Source organism: Nonomuraea maheshkhaliensis, from assembly GCF_039529435.1.
Classification (GTDB): Bacteria; Actinomycetota; Actinomycetes; order Streptosporangiales; family Streptosporangiaceae; genus Nonomuraea; species Nonomuraea maheshkhaliensis.
The window spans coordinates 108,868-126,199 of record NZ_BAAAMU010000003.1; the positions used below are offsets into that span (position 1 = coordinate 108,868).

The 17,332-nt window shown below is 70.6% G+C and carries 17 protein-coding genes; 10 read left to right on the plus strand and 7 right to left on the minus strand.

Going from position 1 to position 17,332, the window contains the following annotated elements:
• Positions 1–3: 3 nt before the first annotated feature.
• Positions 4–3,753, plus strand: a complete 3,750-nt coding sequence (locus tag ABFX54_RS03440) for a P-loop domain-containing protein (RefSeq protein ID WP_346101396.1) — start codon at positions 4–6, stop codon at positions 3,751–3,753.
• 846 nt (positions 3,754–4,599) lie between these two features.
• Here the strand turns inward: ABFX54_RS03440 and ABFX54_RS03445 are convergent.
• Positions 4,600–5,751 (minus strand): coiled-coil domain-containing protein, encoded by a 1,152-nt coding sequence (locus ABFX54_RS03445; protein ID WP_346101397.1) that lies wholly within the window; start codon positions 5,749–5,751, stop codon positions 4,600–4,602.
• Between the two features lie 599 nt (positions 5,752–6,350).
• Between ABFX54_RS03445 and ABFX54_RS03450 the strand changes: the two genes are divergently transcribed.
• The 8 genes from ABFX54_RS03450 to ABFX54_RS03485 all read left to right on the plus strand — a co-directional run bounded on the left by ABFX54_RS03450 (position 6,351) and on the right by ABFX54_RS03485 (position 11,641).
• Complete coding sequence (locus tag ABFX54_RS03450; protein WP_346101398.1) at positions 6,351–6,575, plus strand: hypothetical protein; 225 nt, start codon at positions 6,351–6,353, stop codon at positions 6,573–6,575.
• A gap of 70 nt (positions 6,576–6,645) precedes the next feature.
• Complete coding sequence (locus ABFX54_RS03455) at positions 6,646–7,029, plus strand: hypothetical protein (protein WP_346101399.1); 384 nt, start codon at positions 6,646–6,648, stop codon at positions 7,027–7,029.
• A gap of 80 nt (positions 7,030–7,109) precedes the next feature.
• Positions 7,110–7,661 carry a hypothetical protein gene (locus tag ABFX54_RS03460; RefSeq protein ID WP_346101400.1) on the plus strand — a complete coding sequence of 184 codons (552 nt, stop codon included), beginning with the start codon at positions 7,110–7,112 and terminating at the stop codon, positions 7,659–7,661.
• 310 nt (positions 7,662–7,971) lie between these two features.
• Positions 7,972–8,523 carry a hypothetical protein gene (locus ABFX54_RS03465; protein WP_346101401.1) on the plus strand — a complete coding sequence of 184 codons (552 nt, stop codon included), beginning with the start codon at positions 7,972–7,974 and terminating at the stop codon, positions 8,521–8,523.
• The gene (locus ABFX54_RS03470; RefSeq protein WP_346101402.1) at positions 8,520–9,875 is read left to right on the plus strand and encodes a tyrosine-type recombinase/integrase; all 1,356 of its coding nucleotides are present in this window, start codon (positions 8,520–8,522) and stop codon (positions 9,873–9,875) included. The genes ABFX54_RS03465 and ABFX54_RS03470 overlap by 4 nt, the downstream gene beginning before the upstream one ends.
• 44 nt (positions 9,876–9,919) lie before the next feature.
• Positions 9,920–10,237, plus strand: coding sequence for a hypothetical protein (locus ABFX54_RS03475; RefSeq protein WP_346101403.1), 318 nt, complete (start codon positions 9,920–9,922; stop codon positions 10,235–10,237).
• 64 nt (positions 10,238–10,301) lie between these two features.
• Positions 10,302–11,372, plus strand: coding sequence for a transposase (locus ABFX54_RS03480; RefSeq protein ID WP_346101404.1), 1,071 nt, complete (start codon positions 10,302–10,304; stop codon positions 11,370–11,372).
• A gap of 116 nt (positions 11,373–11,488) precedes the next feature.
• Complete coding sequence (locus tag ABFX54_RS03485; protein ID WP_346101405.1) at positions 11,489–11,641, plus strand: hypothetical protein; 153 nt, start codon at positions 11,489–11,491, stop codon at positions 11,639–11,641.
• Positions 11,642–11,808: 167 nt separating this feature from the next.
• Here ABFX54_RS03485 and ABFX54_RS03490 read toward each other — a convergent pair whose 3' ends face one another.
• Positions 11,809–12,108, minus strand: a complete 300-nt coding sequence (locus tag ABFX54_RS03490; protein ID WP_346101406.1) for a hypothetical protein — start codon at positions 12,106–12,108, stop codon at positions 11,809–11,811.
• 326 nt (positions 12,109–12,434) lie between these two features.
• Here ABFX54_RS03490 and ABFX54_RS03495 point away from each other — a divergent pair, with 326 nt between their 5' ends.
• On the plus strand, positions 12,435–12,860 hold the full coding sequence (locus tag ABFX54_RS03495) for a hypothetical protein (protein WP_346101407.1): 426 nt from the start codon (positions 12,435–12,437) through the stop codon (positions 12,858–12,860).
• A 642-nt stretch (positions 12,861–13,502) separates the two neighbouring features.
• On the opposite strand, the gene ABFX54_RS03500 is transcribed toward ABFX54_RS03495, so the two are convergent.
• The 5 genes from ABFX54_RS03500 to ABFX54_RS03520 form a co-directional block, all read right to left on the minus strand.
• Positions 13,503–14,510 carry an NAD-dependent epimerase/dehydratase family protein gene (locus ABFX54_RS03500; protein WP_346101408.1) on the minus strand — a complete coding sequence of 336 codons (1,008 nt, stop codon included), beginning with the start codon at positions 14,508–14,510 and terminating at the stop codon, positions 13,503–13,505.
• A 16-nt stretch (positions 14,511–14,526) separates the two neighbouring features.
• Positions 14,527–15,369, minus strand: a complete 843-nt coding sequence (locus ABFX54_RS03505; protein WP_346101409.1) for an aminoglycoside phosphotransferase family protein — start codon at positions 15,367–15,369, stop codon at positions 14,527–14,529.
• On the minus strand, positions 15,366–16,013 hold the full coding sequence (locus tag ABFX54_RS03510) for a histidine phosphatase family protein (protein ID WP_346101410.1): 648 nt from the start codon (positions 16,011–16,013) through the stop codon (positions 15,366–15,368). The genes ABFX54_RS03505 and ABFX54_RS03510 overlap by 4 nt, the downstream gene beginning before the upstream one ends.
• A complete protein-coding gene (locus ABFX54_RS03515) occupies positions 16,010–16,753 on the minus strand; it encodes a phosphotransferase (RefSeq protein ID WP_346101411.1) in 744 nt (247 codons plus the stop codon). The genes ABFX54_RS03510 and ABFX54_RS03515 overlap by 4 nt, the downstream gene beginning before the upstream one ends.
• Positions 16,754–16,814: 61 nt before the next feature.
• On the minus strand, positions 16,815–17,327 hold the full coding sequence (locus ABFX54_RS03520; protein ID WP_346101412.1) for a P-loop NTPase family protein: 513 nt from the start codon (positions 17,325–17,327) through the stop codon (positions 16,815–16,817).
• Positions 17,328–17,332 lie beyond the last annotated feature (5 nt).

Below are 17,332 nucleotides of genomic sequence, written 5' to 3' on the forward strand. Positions count from 1 at the left end.
CAGGTGTCGGCGAACGCCGGACCAGCGCTCGCCGACCTCGTCGTGGAGGTGCTGCACGACGAGGGCGATGAGGCGAGGCCCGACTGGTCACTAGGATCCGGCTACGTGGTGGCGCCGCACACGGTGCTCACGGCGGCGCACAACGTCACCGGGCCGGGCGCGCTCATGGTGCGTGTCCGCGGGGTGACGTACGACGCCACCGTGTCGCTGTTTGGCGATGACGTGGTCGACGTGGCCATCCTCACGGTGCCCGATCTCGCCACAGAAGCGGTTCCCCCGCCCTGCGGGGCCCTCAACCGGGAACGGGCCGCTCTGATCCGCAACTGCTGGGCGGTCGGTTTCCCCCGCTACAAGGAACGGGGCGAGCGGCTGACGGCCCAGGTGAATGGGGAGATCGCCACTGGGGAGAACCTGGACGGCGACGTGCTCACGCTTCGCGTCACCGCCACGCCACGCGTGCTCGCCGCCGGTCGCGGCGACAGCGAGTGGTCGGGCATGTCCGGTGCGGCGGTGTTCAGCGCCGGCATCCTGATCGGAGTGGTGACCGAACATCACCGGCCGGAAGGCGTCCAGGCGCTCGGGGTGGTGCCGCTGACCGCGCTCGACGGACGGGCCGACGCCGAGGCGTGGTGGTCTGCCTTGGGCGCCGACCGCGACGACTTCGTCGAGCTCCCTCAGGGCTCGACCTCAGACGGATACCTGCGCGAGCGCGTCGCCGAGCTCGGCGCCGGCGACCTCCTCGACCGCGAAGAGGAGCTGGCGTTCCTGGCCGGGTTCACGACCGGTCACGAGCCGCTGGTCTGGCTGGTGGGCCGACCGTGGGCGGGGAAGACCACGCTGCTCGCCCACTTCTTGCGCACGTCGCCGGCGAACGTGGACTGCGTGGCCTGCTTCCTGTCCAGACGCATGGGTGAGGCCGATGCCCATGCCTTCTTGCGCGTGGTGTCCACGCAGCTCGCCGCGCTCCTCGGCGTCGCCCCGGACGGGCTCGGCAGCCGCGAGGGCTTCTCCTCGCTGTGGCGGCAGGCCACCGGGCGAGCCCGCCGTCTGGGCAGGCATCTGCTGCTCGTGGTGGACGGCCTGGACGAGGACCTCGGACCGTCGCGCGGGCAGCCCAGCGTGGCCGCGTTCCTGCCTGCTGACCTGGGCCGGTACGCACACCTGCTCGTCACCAGCAGACCGCTGCCGCAGCTCCCGGTGGACCTCATCGATCACCCCCTGACACGGACGCCCAGAACGCCGCTCGAGCCGAGCCGCCATGCCCTGGAACTGGCCAGGCGAGCCGCCTACGACCTCGACGGCATGCTCGGCCCCGGCGCCGCCGACCTCGTCGGGGAGTCGCTGCTGGCGGCCCTGGTGGCGGCGGAAGGCCCCGTCACGGCCGACGACGTCCACGCCGTGCTGCGCGAGTCCGGGCTGGACGTGAGCCGCTCCCGCGTTCAGCGACTGCTGGACCGGGAGGTCGCCAGGGTGCTCGAACGCTCCACGGGCAGCGAGGCCAGGTACGTCTTCGCGCACGAGTCGCTGCGCGGCTCGGCCGAGTCGGCGCTGGGTGAGGACGAGGTGAGCCGGCTGCGTGAGGCGATCCGCGGCTGGGCCGAACGGTTCCGGGCCCAGCGGTGGCCTGAGCAGACCCCCCGATATCTGCTGGAGAGTTATCCCGGCATGCTAGCGGTCAACGCCCCCGGTCTGCTGGCCGAGCTGTACGGCGACGTCGGATACGTGGGCAGGGCCGTGGCCGCGCTCGGCGTGAACAGGGTCGGCCAGGATCTGCGGCGGGCGGACGCGGTGTCCGCCGATCCGGCGTTCGCGAGGCTGGCCCAGGTGCTGTACCGGGAAAGCCATCGGCTCGGCGGGTGGGAGGACGATCCGCAGGTGGCCGTGGTACAGGCACTGTGCCTGCAGGCGCTGGAGAGCGACCACGACGATCTGGCCGACAGGGCGGCGGACTGGCTGCTGGACGAACCGTCCTCGCCGGCCGTGCCGATATGGACGGCGAATCGCGTGCCGCGTGCGCTGACACGCACCCTGCTGGGCCACTCCGGGCCGATCGCTCGGGTGGCTCTGGAACCCGACGGCCTGACGGCGGTCACCACCGATACCACCGGTCACACCGTCACATGGGATCTGGCGACGGGAAGCCCTCTCTCCACCTCCCAAGTGCAGCTCGACCAGGACCACTATGGCCTGTACTCGCGATGGGAGGCGGTCAGTGCCGACGGCGTGTCCATCATCCGCGACCTGACCGGGTTCGTGTGGGTGAAGCGGCAGGGTCAGGAGATCCGCTGCTCACACGCCCACTTCAGGCGGGTCTGGTCGGTTGCCATCACGGAGGACGGCAGTCTTGGAGTCAGCGGTGGCGCAGACGCCACCGTGCGCGTCTGGGACCTGCGCGACGGCCGCCAGACGCACCTGTTTCGCCAGCCGGGCGGGGCGGTGCGAGCGGTCGCCGTCAGGGGCAGGCGTATTCTCAGCGGTGGTGCAGACGGCGCCGTGCGGGTCTGGGACCTCGAAGGTGAAGCGGTTGAGAATTCGTTCGGACGGCTCCATCCGGTCTTGCGGGCGGCGGTGGAACCGCCGTACCGAGACGGTCCGCTCCTGTGGAACATGCGTCTGGCCCGGCCAGTTGTCGTGGGCCGTTTCCCGCTGGAGGACAAGGAGCAGGGCAGATACTGGTCCCGTACCATCTGGATGGACTGGCACCACGATCCCGACCACGGCCCGCTTCCGATCGACCCGGCCCGTCACAACGGCCCCGTCCACTTCGTGGCCATCGAGCCCCGCCACGAATTGATCGTCAGCGCCGGGGCGGACGGCACTATCCGTTTGTGGGATCTCCCAACCGGTGACCCGTTAGGCCACTACGGCGGTCCCACCGGCTTGGTCGAGGTCTTGGGCGACGGGCTGTCGGTGCTGCGGGAGATACCCGGCCCCTCCCGATGGTCCCGCCGCGCCCGCAGGCTCGCCCGCTCGCTGGACCAATGGGACACCAGCCCAAGGCCCCCCACAGCTATGGCGGTGAGTCGGCTCGGCACCCGCGTCATAACGGGAAGCAGCGATTGGCACGTTCGTGCCTGGGACATGAAACGCAACCGACGGCTACCGCTGCACGACCAAGTGTCCTGGCATACCTCGGTCGTCGTCGCGGTGGCGCTGAGCCCTAAAGGGAATCGTGCCGCGACCATCGACGCCGCCGGATGCCTGAAGCTCTGGAAACTCCGGCAGCGCGTCCCGTACAGCGAGCAGAACCTGCCCGTCACCTCCACGGTCGCCATCAGCAACGACATGAGCCATGTGATCGGCCTCAAGGACGGCATCGTCCGCGTCTGGCCCATCAGCCGGGACACCGCGAGCGCTCCCCTCCTCGAGGAAGAGATCGATGCCGGACGCGTGGTGGCCATCAGCGCTGACGGCGGTGTCGCGCTGGCGGACAGCGGCGACAGTGCGCTGCTTGTCTGGGACGTGCGGCAAGGCCGGTTACGACATCGGGCCGAGGGCCTGCTCGGCCCGATAGAGTCCATCGTCACGGACGCGGACGGCTCCTGCGCCGCGACGCTGTCGGCCGATGGCGTCATCCAGATCTGGGATCTGGCACAGGGGGTGTGCCAGATGCGCTTCACCGCGCCCAGACCCGTCACCGCATGGGCGCTCGCCACCGGCGAGGGGCTGCCCGGCGCTGTCCTGGCTCTGGGTGGGGACGCGGGCGCACTGATGGTGTTGGCCGCACCCCTGACAAGATCCGCATCCGCTTGAGGGCAGATCAGTAGATCACCTTGCGATCATGCGAATGTGGCCGGAGGCGATGATCGCCTCCGGCCACATTCCTGCTGACACGCCATGGGGGCTTCGTCTCTGGCTTGTACTGGCCCGCGAGGTGTCAGTGGTTCCTGGTCACCCGCACGTCAGCACGGGGCTCACCGGGAGGTGTGCGGTTACTCGGCGGCGCAGTGTTAGTGATCATTTCTGGTATGAGGTTCGTTCGCTGCCCTTCGTCGGTGGCGGGGGATGTCGTCATGGGGGGCGAGGTGATGGCGCTGAGCGCGCTCGACCTCGTGGCGGGCCGAGGTGTGACCGCTCCACAGCCGCAGTATGGCGGGCCGAGCCGGGGATCGGCTACCAGAGTTCTCGTGGTGTCGGCGTGCGCGGCGTAGTCGCGGTGCCCTCCGATCGTGAAGGAACGCAGGATGACGTCAACCAGCTGCTCGGCTGACAGTGTGGTGCTCGCGGTGCAACCGTGCGGGCAGCGCATGTTGGCTGTGGCGACGGCTCCGTACAGGCGGCAGGCTGTCGGCCGGTTGGGGTGGTCGCCGCACGCGCCCGAGGATGTCAACAGGAGATAGGGGGCACCGGTCGGCCACTGATCCCAGTCGAGAATCCGTACTCCGGACGAAGCCTGGAGGAGATTGCGCTCGAGGTCGGACATGTCGATCCGGGATGTTGCACGATTGCTGGCATAGGCCTTGGCAGGACTACTTCGGGCAGTTGCATGAAGCTCCTGCAGCGCCTGCCGTTGGCGGGGGCGTTCGGCGACGCGTCGTCCCATGAGGTGCTCGTCCTTCCTTGCCGGGGGGCGCCGTGCGCGGCTCTGTCCACTGGTGGTCATGATCCGGCCGGGTCCGGCGTGCTGGGCGGGCTGCCGGGCGTGGGGTCCGGTAGTCGTTGCAGGAGCAAGGTCAGGCTCTGCTGCAGGCGCTCGGCATGCTGTTCGGCGGCGCGCTGGGCGGCATGCGCGGTGTCTCGCTGGCGTTCGGCCTTCTCGATCCGGCTGTTGCGGACCATCAGCAGATCGCGGGCTTCGCTCTCCTCGCGGCGAGCCTGTTCCGCCTGCCGGGCAAGGTCGGTGTTGCGCTCCTCCGCGGCAAGTAGTTGCGCGCGCACCGTGGCGGTCTCGGTGCGAGCCTGCTCTGCGGCGGTCACGGCCTCCTCGGCGCGGTCGCGCAACCGCTGAAGCTCCTCGACGCCGGCGCGGTGACGCTCCTGCAGGGCCGCCAGCTCGCGCTCTACCGTGGCGACCCGTTCTCGCTGGCCGGCCAGGGCCACGTCGTGCTCGGTGCGCAACTGCCGGAGCTGTTCGGCGTGCCGGTCGGCCGCTTCGGTGAGTTGCCGGTTGGCCTGGGCTGCCAGGGCGCGGTCGGTGCGGGCCTGCTCCTTGGCGGCGTCTGCGCGCCGCTCGGCTGCCTGGGCGCGATGCTCGGCGGCGTCCGCGCGGTCGTCGGCGGTGCGCTGCGCGTCGGCGGCCTGCGCCGCGATGTGCTCGGCAGCCGCGGCGCGTTCGTCGGCGTTGCGCGCGTTCTGTTCGGCCGTGCGGACGCGTTCGTCGGCGGCGGCGGCGCGCTGCTCGGCTTCCGTTGCGACCCCTCGCTCGTCCTCGAGTTGCTCTTCCAGGTCGGCGATGCGCTCCAGCAGCTCGGTCTCGATGCGGTGCAGCAGCGCGACCTCGGCGGTCAGCTGAGCACCGACCGTCTCGGCGAGAGCCGTCAAGGCGGGCCGGTGCTCGGCCACCGTGGCGGCGAAGGTGGACTGCAGCTGGCTGCGGCGCTGGTCGTGGGAGCGCTTGCGGGCGTTGCTGACGGCGTTGGTGCAGCGCCGTGAGCAGTGCTTGGGCCTGCGGCCGGCGCCGCTGTATTCCAGCGACCGGGGCAGGCCGTCCGGCGTGGCCCACAGCTCCGCGCAGCCCGGGTTGCCGCAGCGCAGCTCTTCGCCGGGCCCCGTCCTCGGGACGGCCGCCGGTTCTGCGTCGTCGTCGATCATGCGTTGAGCGTACCTCAAGATCAACATATTGCGCGTATTAGATGACGCGATTTGTTTAGCGTTCCGCGTTATGAACGCGTAAGGCTTCACAGAATGCTCCTTCTGTGAAAGCATGCAACCGAAGGGGAAGGAGGGAGGGATGAGGGTGACTACGCAGGCCTGGCCCGGTTCAAGATCAACGCGGGCGTGTTCAGCCGCCGCGGTGCTTGGCGCGCCGCCCGATCCCATGCCCGGCACGAGCGGAGGATGTCTTCACTCCGCGGGCAGGGGGAGAACCCTGCCATCCTTCCCCCGGGCCGCGCGATGCGGCGGCCGAAGGCCCATCAGGCGATCGAGCGGCGGCGCACAGCGCCACCCGCCGGTCACGTTACGCCGTAGCCCGAGGCCCGACAAGCCCCTTCCGGCATCGCGCGTGGCTCCGTCGGCACAGGACGCGGAGTGCCGCGAACCTGTCCTGGACTTGTGCCACAGGGTGTCAGCGCGCGCTGCTGTGACCGGTGCGCGTTCGGGCAAGGGATCGCCGCCTTCAGCCGCTGGTCAGGACCGTTGGCCTGGTGGCGATGCGCCCGGCGGGTGCAGGAGAAGGGCGCTGACATCGCATGGCGACTACTGACACCTCGTGGCGAGAACTGGCGGGCTGGCTGGCGGTGGTCGGCCCACAGCACGTGCCTACCCGGATGGCGCTGATCACGGGCGCCCTGCCGCGTGAGGCCGTCTACCCGGACACCCGCGACTGGCCGGCCCTGCACGCCAGCCTGGCCGACCTGCTGACCCGCCGCCAGGAGCAATTGGCCGCGCGGGAACGCGACGGAGCACCGCGATGAAGGCGGCGCGGCCGGCGGCGCGAGGCCAGGCACGCCCGCGCACCGACATCACGGCGAGCAGGTGGCGGCCATGACACCTCCCCGCTTCGGCCCGCGCGCGGAAGAGGCGTTGCGCCGGACGCTCAAGGACATCGACGACGGCCACCTGACGCTCTGGGTGCGTGGCCGCTCCTTCGACGAGCACACCGGCGCACGGCTGGACCCGCCCGAGATCGAGGTGCTGGCCGACCGGCAGCCGCAGCCCGGCGTGCCGGACCCGCGCGGCGCCTGGTGGATGCCGCTGCTCCAGCGTGGCTGGCTGAAGCTGTCTCCGCCCGGGCCGTCCATGCGTTACCTGCTCACCGATGCTGGCCGTGAAGTGCTGTCCGCGGCCGCCACCGAGCCATCCGACCGCGTCCGTTCGGCCACACCGCCGCAGGCCGGTCCGCGTCTAGCCGGAGACGGAGTCCAATGACGAGCACACCTTCACCATCGCAGCACGGGCCCGCCACCGAGTCGACGCCTACGCCGGGTCGGCGACCGCCGCCTGGCCAGGTGTGGCGGCTGCAGGATGAGGCCGAGCAGGTTACCGGCGTCGACGCTTGCCCGGCCAGCTGGCCCCGCCCTCAGCAGGATGGGCTGCCGCTGCCGTGGATCACGCCCGTGCTCGACGGTGTGGCGTACTGGGCGCAGATTCATGGTGGCCGGCTGCTGGCCTGCCAGCGCGAGTGGCTCTGCCAGGTCTGCGGGCTCGGCCTGCCGGTCCAGGTACTGGTCCTGGCTGACACCGATGGCGAGCTTGTCACCGATGCCGGCTTGCACCGGCGCTGCGCACTGCTGTCGCTGACGGTGTGCGAAGGCTTGTCGCCGCGGCTGCTTCTGGCCGAGGTGACCCGCGCCGACCTGCGTCACAAGGGCCATCCCTTGGCCGAACAACCTGAAGCCGGCTGGCAGCGCTGGGAACTCGCGCCGCAGGTGCGCGCGAGAGCACCGCAGGTGGGGACCTCGGCCGCGGCCCGTCTGCTGGAGCCGCATCGTCATCCCTCGCCCGCAGCGCCGGCGCCGACGCCCGCTCATCGCCCCATGCCTTCAAGGAGTCGCCCATGATCCGCCGATCATGCCCGCTACGCCCGCCAGGTGGTCCAGGCGCTCGCCCCGCATTTCGACGACCTGAGCGATCCGACGACGGCCGCCACCGTCGAAAGGTCCATCACCGCCTACCTCGCCGCACCCTACGACGGCTGGGAAGTGATTCTGGACAGCCCGTCCCTGGCAACTGGCGGCTCAAACCCGATACCAGCCATCGCATCCGCGTGGCCTGCACTCGGATACCGCCCCGCATTCCCGATGCCGCGCAGGAGCAGCGCGACCTTGAGCGCGAACGCGCGCTCACCGCACTCCTGCAGGAGCCGGCCTCATGAGCCGCGCGGCGGAACAACAACTGCTGCAGCAGGCCGGCGCCATCGCCGGACTGTGGCGCTCCGTCCACGCCGGGCAGCGCGACACCTGGAGCTACGCCAGCCTGGCCGAGCTGCTCCTGGCCCAAGGCCGCCTGTTCACCCCGGCACCACGGCCGCCCAGGTTCGCCGCGGGCCCGCCGGGCACATGCTTCACCACCGCCAGCCGCATGGCCGACGAGCACGCCGACCTGCTGTATGTCGAGGGCATGGTGCTGGCCGACGGCGTGCCGTTCGCCTTCGACCACGCCTGGTGCGTCAGCGCCGAGAGCGATCACGTCATCGACTCCACCCTGCCCGACGGGGCCGGCCTGGCCTACCTCGGCATCGCCCTCACCGACGACTACCGGCGCGAACAGCAGGCGCTGCGCGGGTTAGACGCCGTCATCACCGGCGGCGGCATCAACCTCGCCGACAACGCCGACGCGCTCCGCGAAGGGCCGTCCGGCCACGCCTGGCGACCCATTGGCCGCCCCTTGCCCAGAACAACAGAAACGCCGGCACGATCATGACCACCTCACAGGCCTTCCCGTCCTCGTCCGTCGCTGTCACCTCCGACGCCCTCACGCCGGGCGCGCCGCCACCTGGCCAGGGCACAGCCGGTTCCCGCGCCGCCGGTGATCGCGGTGCCGCGGCCCTGGCCAGCCAGGACGAGGGCGAGCCGTTGCAGCCCACGGCGATCCTGTGGCCCGACAGCGGCTCGCACCACGGCAACGGTTACGCCGCGGCGGGCCCGGGTCTGCCCGAGGCCGCCGGACCCCGGTTCGGCCAGGCGGCGGCGCCGCCACAGGCGCAGGTGCGCAGTGTCGGCGAGATCACCGGGCTGTCGCCACGGCGTCGGCGCGGCGACGGGGGAGAGGTGGCCGGGCACGACGTCGACCGCGTCGACGCGCTCGAACCGGCCGCCTGGCACACCGCGGCGACCTGGCTGCAAGAGCAGGACACCGCCGAGACCCGCCGCACCTACCTGGGCTGCCTGTCGGGGTTCCTGGTCTGGATGAACACACTCGACGCCGCGCGACGCCCCGCAGGGCTGCTAGCCGTCACCGAAGATCATCTCAAGGCATACAAGGACGATGCACTGAGCGGACGGCTCCGCCACGGCGTGCGCAAACCCGGCACCCCGCTGTCGGCCACCACGGTCGCCAAGCGCATCACCGCGCTGCGCAGCTTCTTCACATACGCCCACCGGCGCCGGGCGACCGGCCACAACCCCGCCATGTACGTGGAACCGCCGCCCACGCCCCGCACGGGCCGCACCTTCCCCCTGTCCAAGGCCGAGGCCGGACAACTACGCGACGGGCTGCGCAAACTCGCCAAGAGCCGCCCGGACGCGGCCGCCGCGGTGGCCATCCTGACCGGGCTCGGCACCCGCAGCGGCTCCCTGCCCGCACTGACCGTGGGCCACATCCGCTGGATCGTCGGCTTCGACGGCGCCCGGCATCTGACCGTGTCCTTCCGCAACAAGGGCGGCACCGAGGAACTGCTGCCGCTGCCGAAACTGGCCACGGATCTGCTCAAGCCGCTGCTGGATGACCGGCCCGCCACGGAGCTGCTGTTCAGCAAGCCCGGCGGCCGGCCCATTGACCGCTGGTGGGTCCGCGACGCGCTGCGCCAGGCCGCCCCGCTGGGCGGCATTCCGAAGGAGCGCGCAGCAGAGCTGTACCCGCACATGCTGCGCTCCACCTTCATCACCCACGCCTTCGCCCTCGGCCTCGCCCCCGACAAGGTGCAACGCGCCGCCCGGCACGCCAACCTGGCCACCACCATGCGCTACAACCACCCCGATCAGGACCTCGGCGGACACGCCGCCTACCAGCTCGAAGCCGACCTGGCCGCCCAGGAAGAGCCGCCACGCACGTGAGCGCGCACGCCCGGCGCACCCGGAACGGGGCAAGCAGGAGGGCTGTGCCCGACCTCGACATACATGCGCTCGCTCGCACGCGGCAGAAGACCGGCCGCCGGATCGAGCACATCCACCACCGGACCATCCTTGAGCAGCCCCATCGTCCCATTCGGCTGCACCGCTGGCAGAGGAGCAGGGTGTTCGTGAACAACAACAGCAGGGACGCGGCATACGAGATCGCGGTGAGCGGCGACGCCCCGGCACAGTGGCAACACCCTCGCCGCCCGCGCCCGGGAGCGCTGGCAGCGATTCTGCCGCCAGCGACACCCGTCACCTTCGCGCCGGACGCTGGCACCTCGGCCAAGCCGGCCGACTGCTGAGGGAGGACCCGGCACCGCCCGGCACCGCGGCGCCCCTGCTGGCCAGGCCCGCCTGGGCGAGCGGGTGCGGTACTGGCCGGACGGCGCCGACGGCAGCGCCCGCTACCAGCCCGACGGCCATGTCGTGCTGACCGCCGAGGCCATCCGAACCGGAGCTCCGCAGGCGCTGGACGTGGCCGATCGCTGGCACCTGTACCACAACCTGGCCGAGGCGGTCGACGCCGCCGTGCGTTCCCACCATGCGTGCGTCAAGACCGCCCTCGATGAGGCTGCTAGCTCCGATGGTTCCGGCGAGGACGGCACGACACCGGCCCCGGCCCTCGGCGAGGTGCCCGACGAGGTGCCCGTGCCGCGTGATGGGATGCTTGATGTGCACGGCCGGCCGCGCCGCCTGGTGAGCCGCACCATCGAACGCTACGAGGCGGTTCAACGGCTGGTGGCTGACGGCCGCTCGTTGCGGGGCATCAGCCGCGAATTGGGGCTCAACTACTACACCGTGCGCCGCTACGCTCGAGCCGCCGGCCTGGAAGAGCTGCTGGCTTCGGCCACGCATCGGCGCACGCTGCTGGATGCCTTCAAGCCCTACCTACATCAGCGTGTCACCATCGATGGCTGTCACAATGCCTCGCAGTTGTTTCGGGAGGTTGCCGCGCAGAGTTACCGCGGCAGCCCCAGTCCCGTCTACTGGTACGTGCGCCTGCTCAAGAGCAACGCGGTGGCCCCGCCGCCACCCCGCCCGATTCCGCGTCCGCGCACGGTCACCCGCTGGATCATGATCCATCCCGATGACCTCCGCCCCGATGACGCCGTGACGTTGAAGGACATCCGCGCTGCCTGCCCGGAACTGGACGCCGTCACCCGGCACGTGCGCAGCTTCGCCACCATGATGCGCGATCTGCGCGGGGACCGGCTCCCGGCCTGGATCGACGACGTCCGTGGCAGCGGCCTGCCCACGCTCGTCCAGTACGCCGACGGTCTTGCTCTCGATTTGGAAGCGGTGACGGCGGGTCTGTCAGTGTCCTGGAGTTCCGGGCAGGCCGAAGGGCAGAACACGCGAGTTAAGTTGATCAAGCGGCAGGGATATGGCCGCGCGAATTTCGACCTTCTCAGGAAGAAGATCCTGCTTCGGGACTGACGTTCCGCGTCACAAGATCAGCGACAGAGCCCGAATACTCGTACGCACCTCTGCACACCAATGAGTACGCCGACAGCTCCCGGCGACGAAGGGCACGGGCCGGAAGCCAGCGGCCGTTGAGCGCCGAGGTCGTGGCGCTGCGCCCCGATGCCGGCGACGTCGCTTCGGTCGCCGACCGGGCGCTGACCGCCCTGCATCGACACCTCGATCGGTGCAAGCTGTCGGCCAACACGGTCAAGGCCTACAAGCGGCAGGCCGCACTTACATGAGGTGGCTGGCCGGCCCCGGCGCAGGGCACGACGATGCCTTCGCCGATGTCGTCGGCGCCGAGGCCGCGGTCACCGCCTGGCGCCAGAGCCGGATCGACGGCCGTGCCGCACCCAACACCATCAACCAGGGGATCGCCGCGCTCACCCTGATGTACGCCCAGATGGGGCTACGTATCAGCATCAAACGGGCCACTGCCCCCAAGCCCGGCGAGCCCGACGCCCTCACCAGCACCGAGCAGGGTGCCGTTGAACGCGCCGCCGCCCGCCGCGGCGCTCGTGACGCGGCGATCATTGCGATCCTGCTGTATACCGGAGCCCGCGAGGAGGAGTGCGCCCGGCTGGAGGTCGATGACATCGCGATTACCGCCCGCACCGACACGATCCGCCTGCATGGCAAGGGCGGCCAGGTCCGCATAGTCCCCCCTTCCACCGATCGCTCGGGACCGCGTTTCCGCCTGGCTCGACATCCGTGGCCGTCACCTCGGCCCGCTGTGGGCCGGCCAGCGTGGAGCTCTGACCATCTCTGGAATTGTCCAGGTCGTCCTGGCCGTCGTCGGCCCCTACCACGTGCCCATCCGGATGAGCCTCATCGCCGGCGTCTTGCCCGCCGGGGCCGTCTACCCCGACACACGCGACTGGCCGGCTCTGCATGCCGGCCTGGCCGAGTTGCTGGCCAGTCGTCGGGAACAACTGGCTGCGCGGAAAGGCGACGGGGCGCCACGATGAGGGCGACAGCGTCGACGCACGGCGAGGCCTCGCCGCGGCGGGATCCCGAGCGGCGGTGCGGCCGCCGATGGCCGGCATGCCGGGGCGCTTGCGTCAGGGTGAGCGGGTGGCTGCGATGACACCTCACGGCTTCGACCCGCGCGCGGAGGAGGCGTTGCGCCGAACCCTCGAGCACGTCGCCGACGGCCATCTGACGTTGTGGGTACGCGGCCGCTTCTATGACGAGCACACCGGTGCGCGACTCAACCCGCCCGAGATTCAGGTGCTGCCTGACCGGCAACCTCAGCCCGGCGTACCCTACCTGCGCGGCGACTGGTGGACGCCGATGCTCGAGCGCGGCTGGCTGGAACTGCCGCCGCCCGGGCCGTGCATGCGTTACCTGCTCACCGACACTGGCCACGCCGTTCTGTCCTCGGCTGCAACGTCATCCGGCGGCGTCATCGCCACGCCGCCTCGAGCTGGTCAGAGCCAGGCAGGAGATGGGCGCCGATGATGAGCACGCCGCCCCCGGCGCGGCCGACTCCCGTCACGATGCCCGCCGCACCGGGCAGGAGGCCGCCACCAGATCAGGTGTGGCGGCGGCAGGACGCGGCCGAGCGGGCCACGGGAGTCGACGCCTGCCCGGCCGGCTGGTCGCGTCCTCAGCATGATGGGCTGCCGCTGCCGTGGGTCACGCCTGTGCTCGGCCCGCCGGCTGGACGGGTCTGCCCGGGAGCGACCCGATCACCTATCGGCGCGTTGAGCCCGAGCTGGTGGCGGAGGTCTCGGCCGATGTCGCCCGCAAGCGCGGCTGCCGGTGGACCACCCGATGCCGTATCAGCGCAACTCGGACGCGGTACCTCGCGACACCGAGTTAGAGGCCGGACCGGACTGAGGCGCCGCGGCGGTCACGACTCAGGGAGGTTGCGCGTCGTCGCCGCAGCTGATTCCACCTTCTTGTTGGAGGAGAGTGAGTAAGCTCGCCCTCGACGACGACCACCTGGATCAAGTCCCCCGATGGCTACTAGGGCTGCTGGACTCTCCTGCAGGTCAGAGGGCATGTTAGCCCTGTCCACAAGTTGGCCGCTACAGGTCGATCGGTTCCCGCCCACGCTGCCCGGGCCATGGAGACACTACGCGCGTGAGACCAGGAACCTCAGATGACCTCCGCCGCAACTGGTCGGCTGGAAGCCAGCCAGCCGCGTTGCGCGGTCATTCCGGTGAGCAGGTCAGTGGCCGGAGCCCAGCCCAGCAGGTGACGTACGCAGGACGGGTCTGCATGCGTGACGGGCACATCGCCGCTGCGCGCGCTCGTCGAACGCACGTCTATTGGGGCGCCGGTGATCCGGCGAGCGAGTTCCACCACGTCATTGATACGCGTTGTTGTCCCGGCCCCCACGTTGATCACGCTGTTCGGCAGGGACACGGTGCCGGCGGCGACGGTCGCGGCGACCGCGTCGTCGATATACGTGAAATCGCGCCGCTGCCTGCCGTCCCCGTAGATGTGCAGGGTCGCGCCGGTCGAGGCCGCGGTCAGCAGTCGGTGAACGAACATGTCCTGGCGCTGGCGCGGCCCGTACACGGTGAAGTACCGCAGCGCCACCACCGTGGTGGCGCACTCGGACCGGGCCGCGTGCGCCAGGCACAGTTGCTCCTCGGCGAGCTTGGTCACGGCGTATGGGGAGGCGGGCTTCGGATGGTCCGTTTCGGCGCTGGGCCGTCCTCCGGTCGCGCCGTACACGCTGGAGGAGGACGCGACGACGAGGCGTGGAATGCGCAGCCTGGTGACGGCGTGCATGAGCCGCTGGGTGGCCGACACGTTGCAGGCCACGTAGTCGTCGAAGTCGGCTCCCCACGAGGGTTGGACGCCGGGGATGGCGGCCAGGTGGAAGACGACGTCGGCGTCGATCAGCAGCGGTTCGATGGCGCAGGTGCGCAGGTCGCCGGTGGCGAAGATGAACGCCGGATGGTCGCGGATGTCGGCCAGGTTCTGCGCGGCGATGGAGTGCCGGCTCGGGTCGCGCCGGTCGACGCCGATGACGGTCACACCTCGCGTGATCAACGCCTGGCAGAGGTGTGAGCCGATGAAGCCGGCCGCGCCGGTGACAACGACTCGCCGGACAAGCAGCGCGTCGGCATCGTGTGAGCTGACCGAGGTCGTCATGATGGTCCCTTCGCGGTCAGTAGAGGTCGGCGATGAGGGTGCAGCCATGGGCAAGAAGCTCGGTATTACCTGTCTCGTAGCCGCGCACCATCGCGGTCACGGCTTCCAGGGGGCCGAAGCGCCTCAGTAGGTCCTGCTCGGCAGGGCCGAGGGAGCAGCCGTAGCCATCAAAGAACGCTTCCCGCAGGCCAGGGTTATGCCCCCAGAAGCGGTGTTCGAGACGGCTGAAGTCACGCACGCGGACGTCCAGGCGGCTGTGCTCGAAATCGAACACGCCGATCTGCCCCGTAGGGCTGATGATCCAATTGCGCGGCTGGAAGTCGAGGTGGCAGACGGCCGTTTCGAGCGTCTCGGCGGCCATCCGGTCCGCCCACGCGTGCAGGGCATGCAAGTGCGAGGCCGAGATTAGGGCCGCCGAGTGCGCCCGGCCCGCCCACCAGCGCATGCGCTCGGCGAGGTGGGCGGGCGCGCGGGTGCCAGCGTGCGGGCCCGGCGGCGCCTGGTGGATCAGCCGCAGGACGCGGCCCGCCTCGCGGTAAGCCCGCAGCTCACCTGTCGACCCCTCCTGCAGCTGTGTGGCATGCCGCCCAGGAACGACCGTCAGCAGCAGCGAGAGGCTGTCCGGGTCGGCGTGGATCAGCGTCGGCGCGTTACCGCCCAGGGACGGCACCCAGCTGCTGTAGGCGTCGGCTTCGGCGCGGTACCGGCCCGGCCGGTCGTGCCGCTTCAGGATGTAGCGCTGCCCGTCGCCGGCGACGAGGAGCTGCACCCGCGACGGCAAGTCGAAGCGCTGAATCGGCGTGACGGGGCCGAGCTGGTCGCGGGCCACCGCCAGCAGGTCGTCGTCGGTGCGCGTCATGGGCGTGCCGGCGCGTGCAGGTGCGCGCTGTCGTTGTGGCATTGCAGCATCCAGCGTTCGGCGCCGAACCGGTCGCGGTGCAGCTGCCAGTGGGTGATCGAGGCGTGGTCGACGGTGAAGCTCGTCCGCACGCCGGCGCCCAGTTCGAGTAGCAGGACGTGCGCGGCGAGCACGGTCTCGCCATGGGCGGCGAACAGCACCCGCTCCCCCTGGTGGGCTCGCACCAGGTCGGCGACGGCCGCGCCGGCGCGCTGGAGGTAGCCGTTCCAGGTGTCGGAGCCTGCCGCCCACGGCTGGTCGGGGTGGGCGTGCGGGCCGCCGCGGAACGCGGTCTTCACCTCGTGCCACACCTTGCCGTCGGCATCCCCATGGTTGGGGCCTTCCAGCGACTCGCTGACGCTCAGCGGCAGGTCCAGGGCGTCGGCCAGGATGCGGCCGCTTTGGCGCAGCCGCAGGCGAGGGCCCGCGTACAGGCGGGTGAACGGGTTGGCCGCGTGCTCGGCGGCCAGGCGCTCGGCGGCCAGGGCGACCTGGCGGCGGCCGAGGTGGGTCAGGCCGGTGCAGGTGCGGGGGCCGCCGACGACGCCGTCAGCGTTGCATTGCGCCTGACCGTGGCGGGCGAAGACGAGTTCCGTGGTGATCATTTCAGCTCCTGTGGGAGGGGGCGGACGTCCGGCCACAGATGCTGGTATCCGCCTCTGCCGAGATAGGACAGGGTGAGCAGGTGGTGAAGCTCGGCGTAGCCGAGCACCTCGGTGGTGGGGACGGGCCGCAGGCCAGCGTCGATCAGCGCACTGTTGTAGAAGGCCAACGTCGACAGGAACGTGTCGAGCGGCAGACTGCCGTGCGTCATCGCCAGGGTGACCAGCAGCTTGGCCAGGTCGTAGCCGAACGGTGCCAGAGACATGCTGTCGAAGTCGATCATGACGGGCCCGTCGCCGGTGATGAGCACGTTGCGCGGGTTGGTGTCCTTATAGAACGCGACCGGGGTGTCGGGGCTGACGTCGAGGAGCGGCTGCACGGCAGCGACCTGCCCGGCGGTGATCCGCCCGGCGTCGCGCAGCCGGCGCAGCGCCGCGACGCGCGGGGAGACGAACCCGGCGAGCTCGCAGCCGCCCGTCAGAAGGTGCGCCGCGGTGAGGTCCGCCCGGTGCAGATCGTTCGTCCACGTGGCGGCGTGGGCGCGGCCGAGTTCGTACGCCACGGCGGGGGCGTCGGCGATGGCGGCGTGACGGCCCTCGACTGACGCGAAGTCGATGCGGTCGGCGTGCACCGCCTCGATGTCGGGGAGCCGCACCTGTCCGGCGTTCCGGCTCAGCCACGTGTAGTGGGCGAGGGTCTGTTCGAGCTCTTCGCGGGAGGCGTACAGCTTGGTGAACGTCACGACCGGCTCTCCCGCCCTGAGAGCGCGGCGGGGTGCCCCGCGGCCGCGCCGTCACGGCGCCTCAGCGGCTGGCGCCCACCCGCTGCAGCCAGCGGCGCGTCTGGGCGCGGCTGGTCAGGAACACCACCTGCTTGCCGGCGGCGAACTCGTCGATCTTCGCCAGCACCTTGGGGCGCATGCGGCGCCGATACGTCGCCACGTACGTAACCACGCCCCAGTGGATGCGGTTGTAGACGCCGGAGTCGTGCTGTCCCGCGCCGTGGCGGATCTGGCGGGAGAAGATTCCCCATAGGGCGGCACACGTGGGGACGTCCATCATCACCACGGTGTCGCACGCCTGCAGCCGGATGGCCAGCGATGAGTTGTGGTTGCCGTCGATCACCCAGCGCGGTTTCGCCACCAGTTCCCGCTGGGCCGCCTCGAACTTCTCTTTCGGCAGCGGTGTCCATTCGTCGTCGTAGTACACCGCGTCGAGATGGGTGACCGGTGCGTTCAGCAGGCGGCCGAGCTTCCGGGCCACGTGGGATTTGCCGCTCCCGCCGGACCCGACGATGGCGACGCGGTTCATCTGCATGGTGC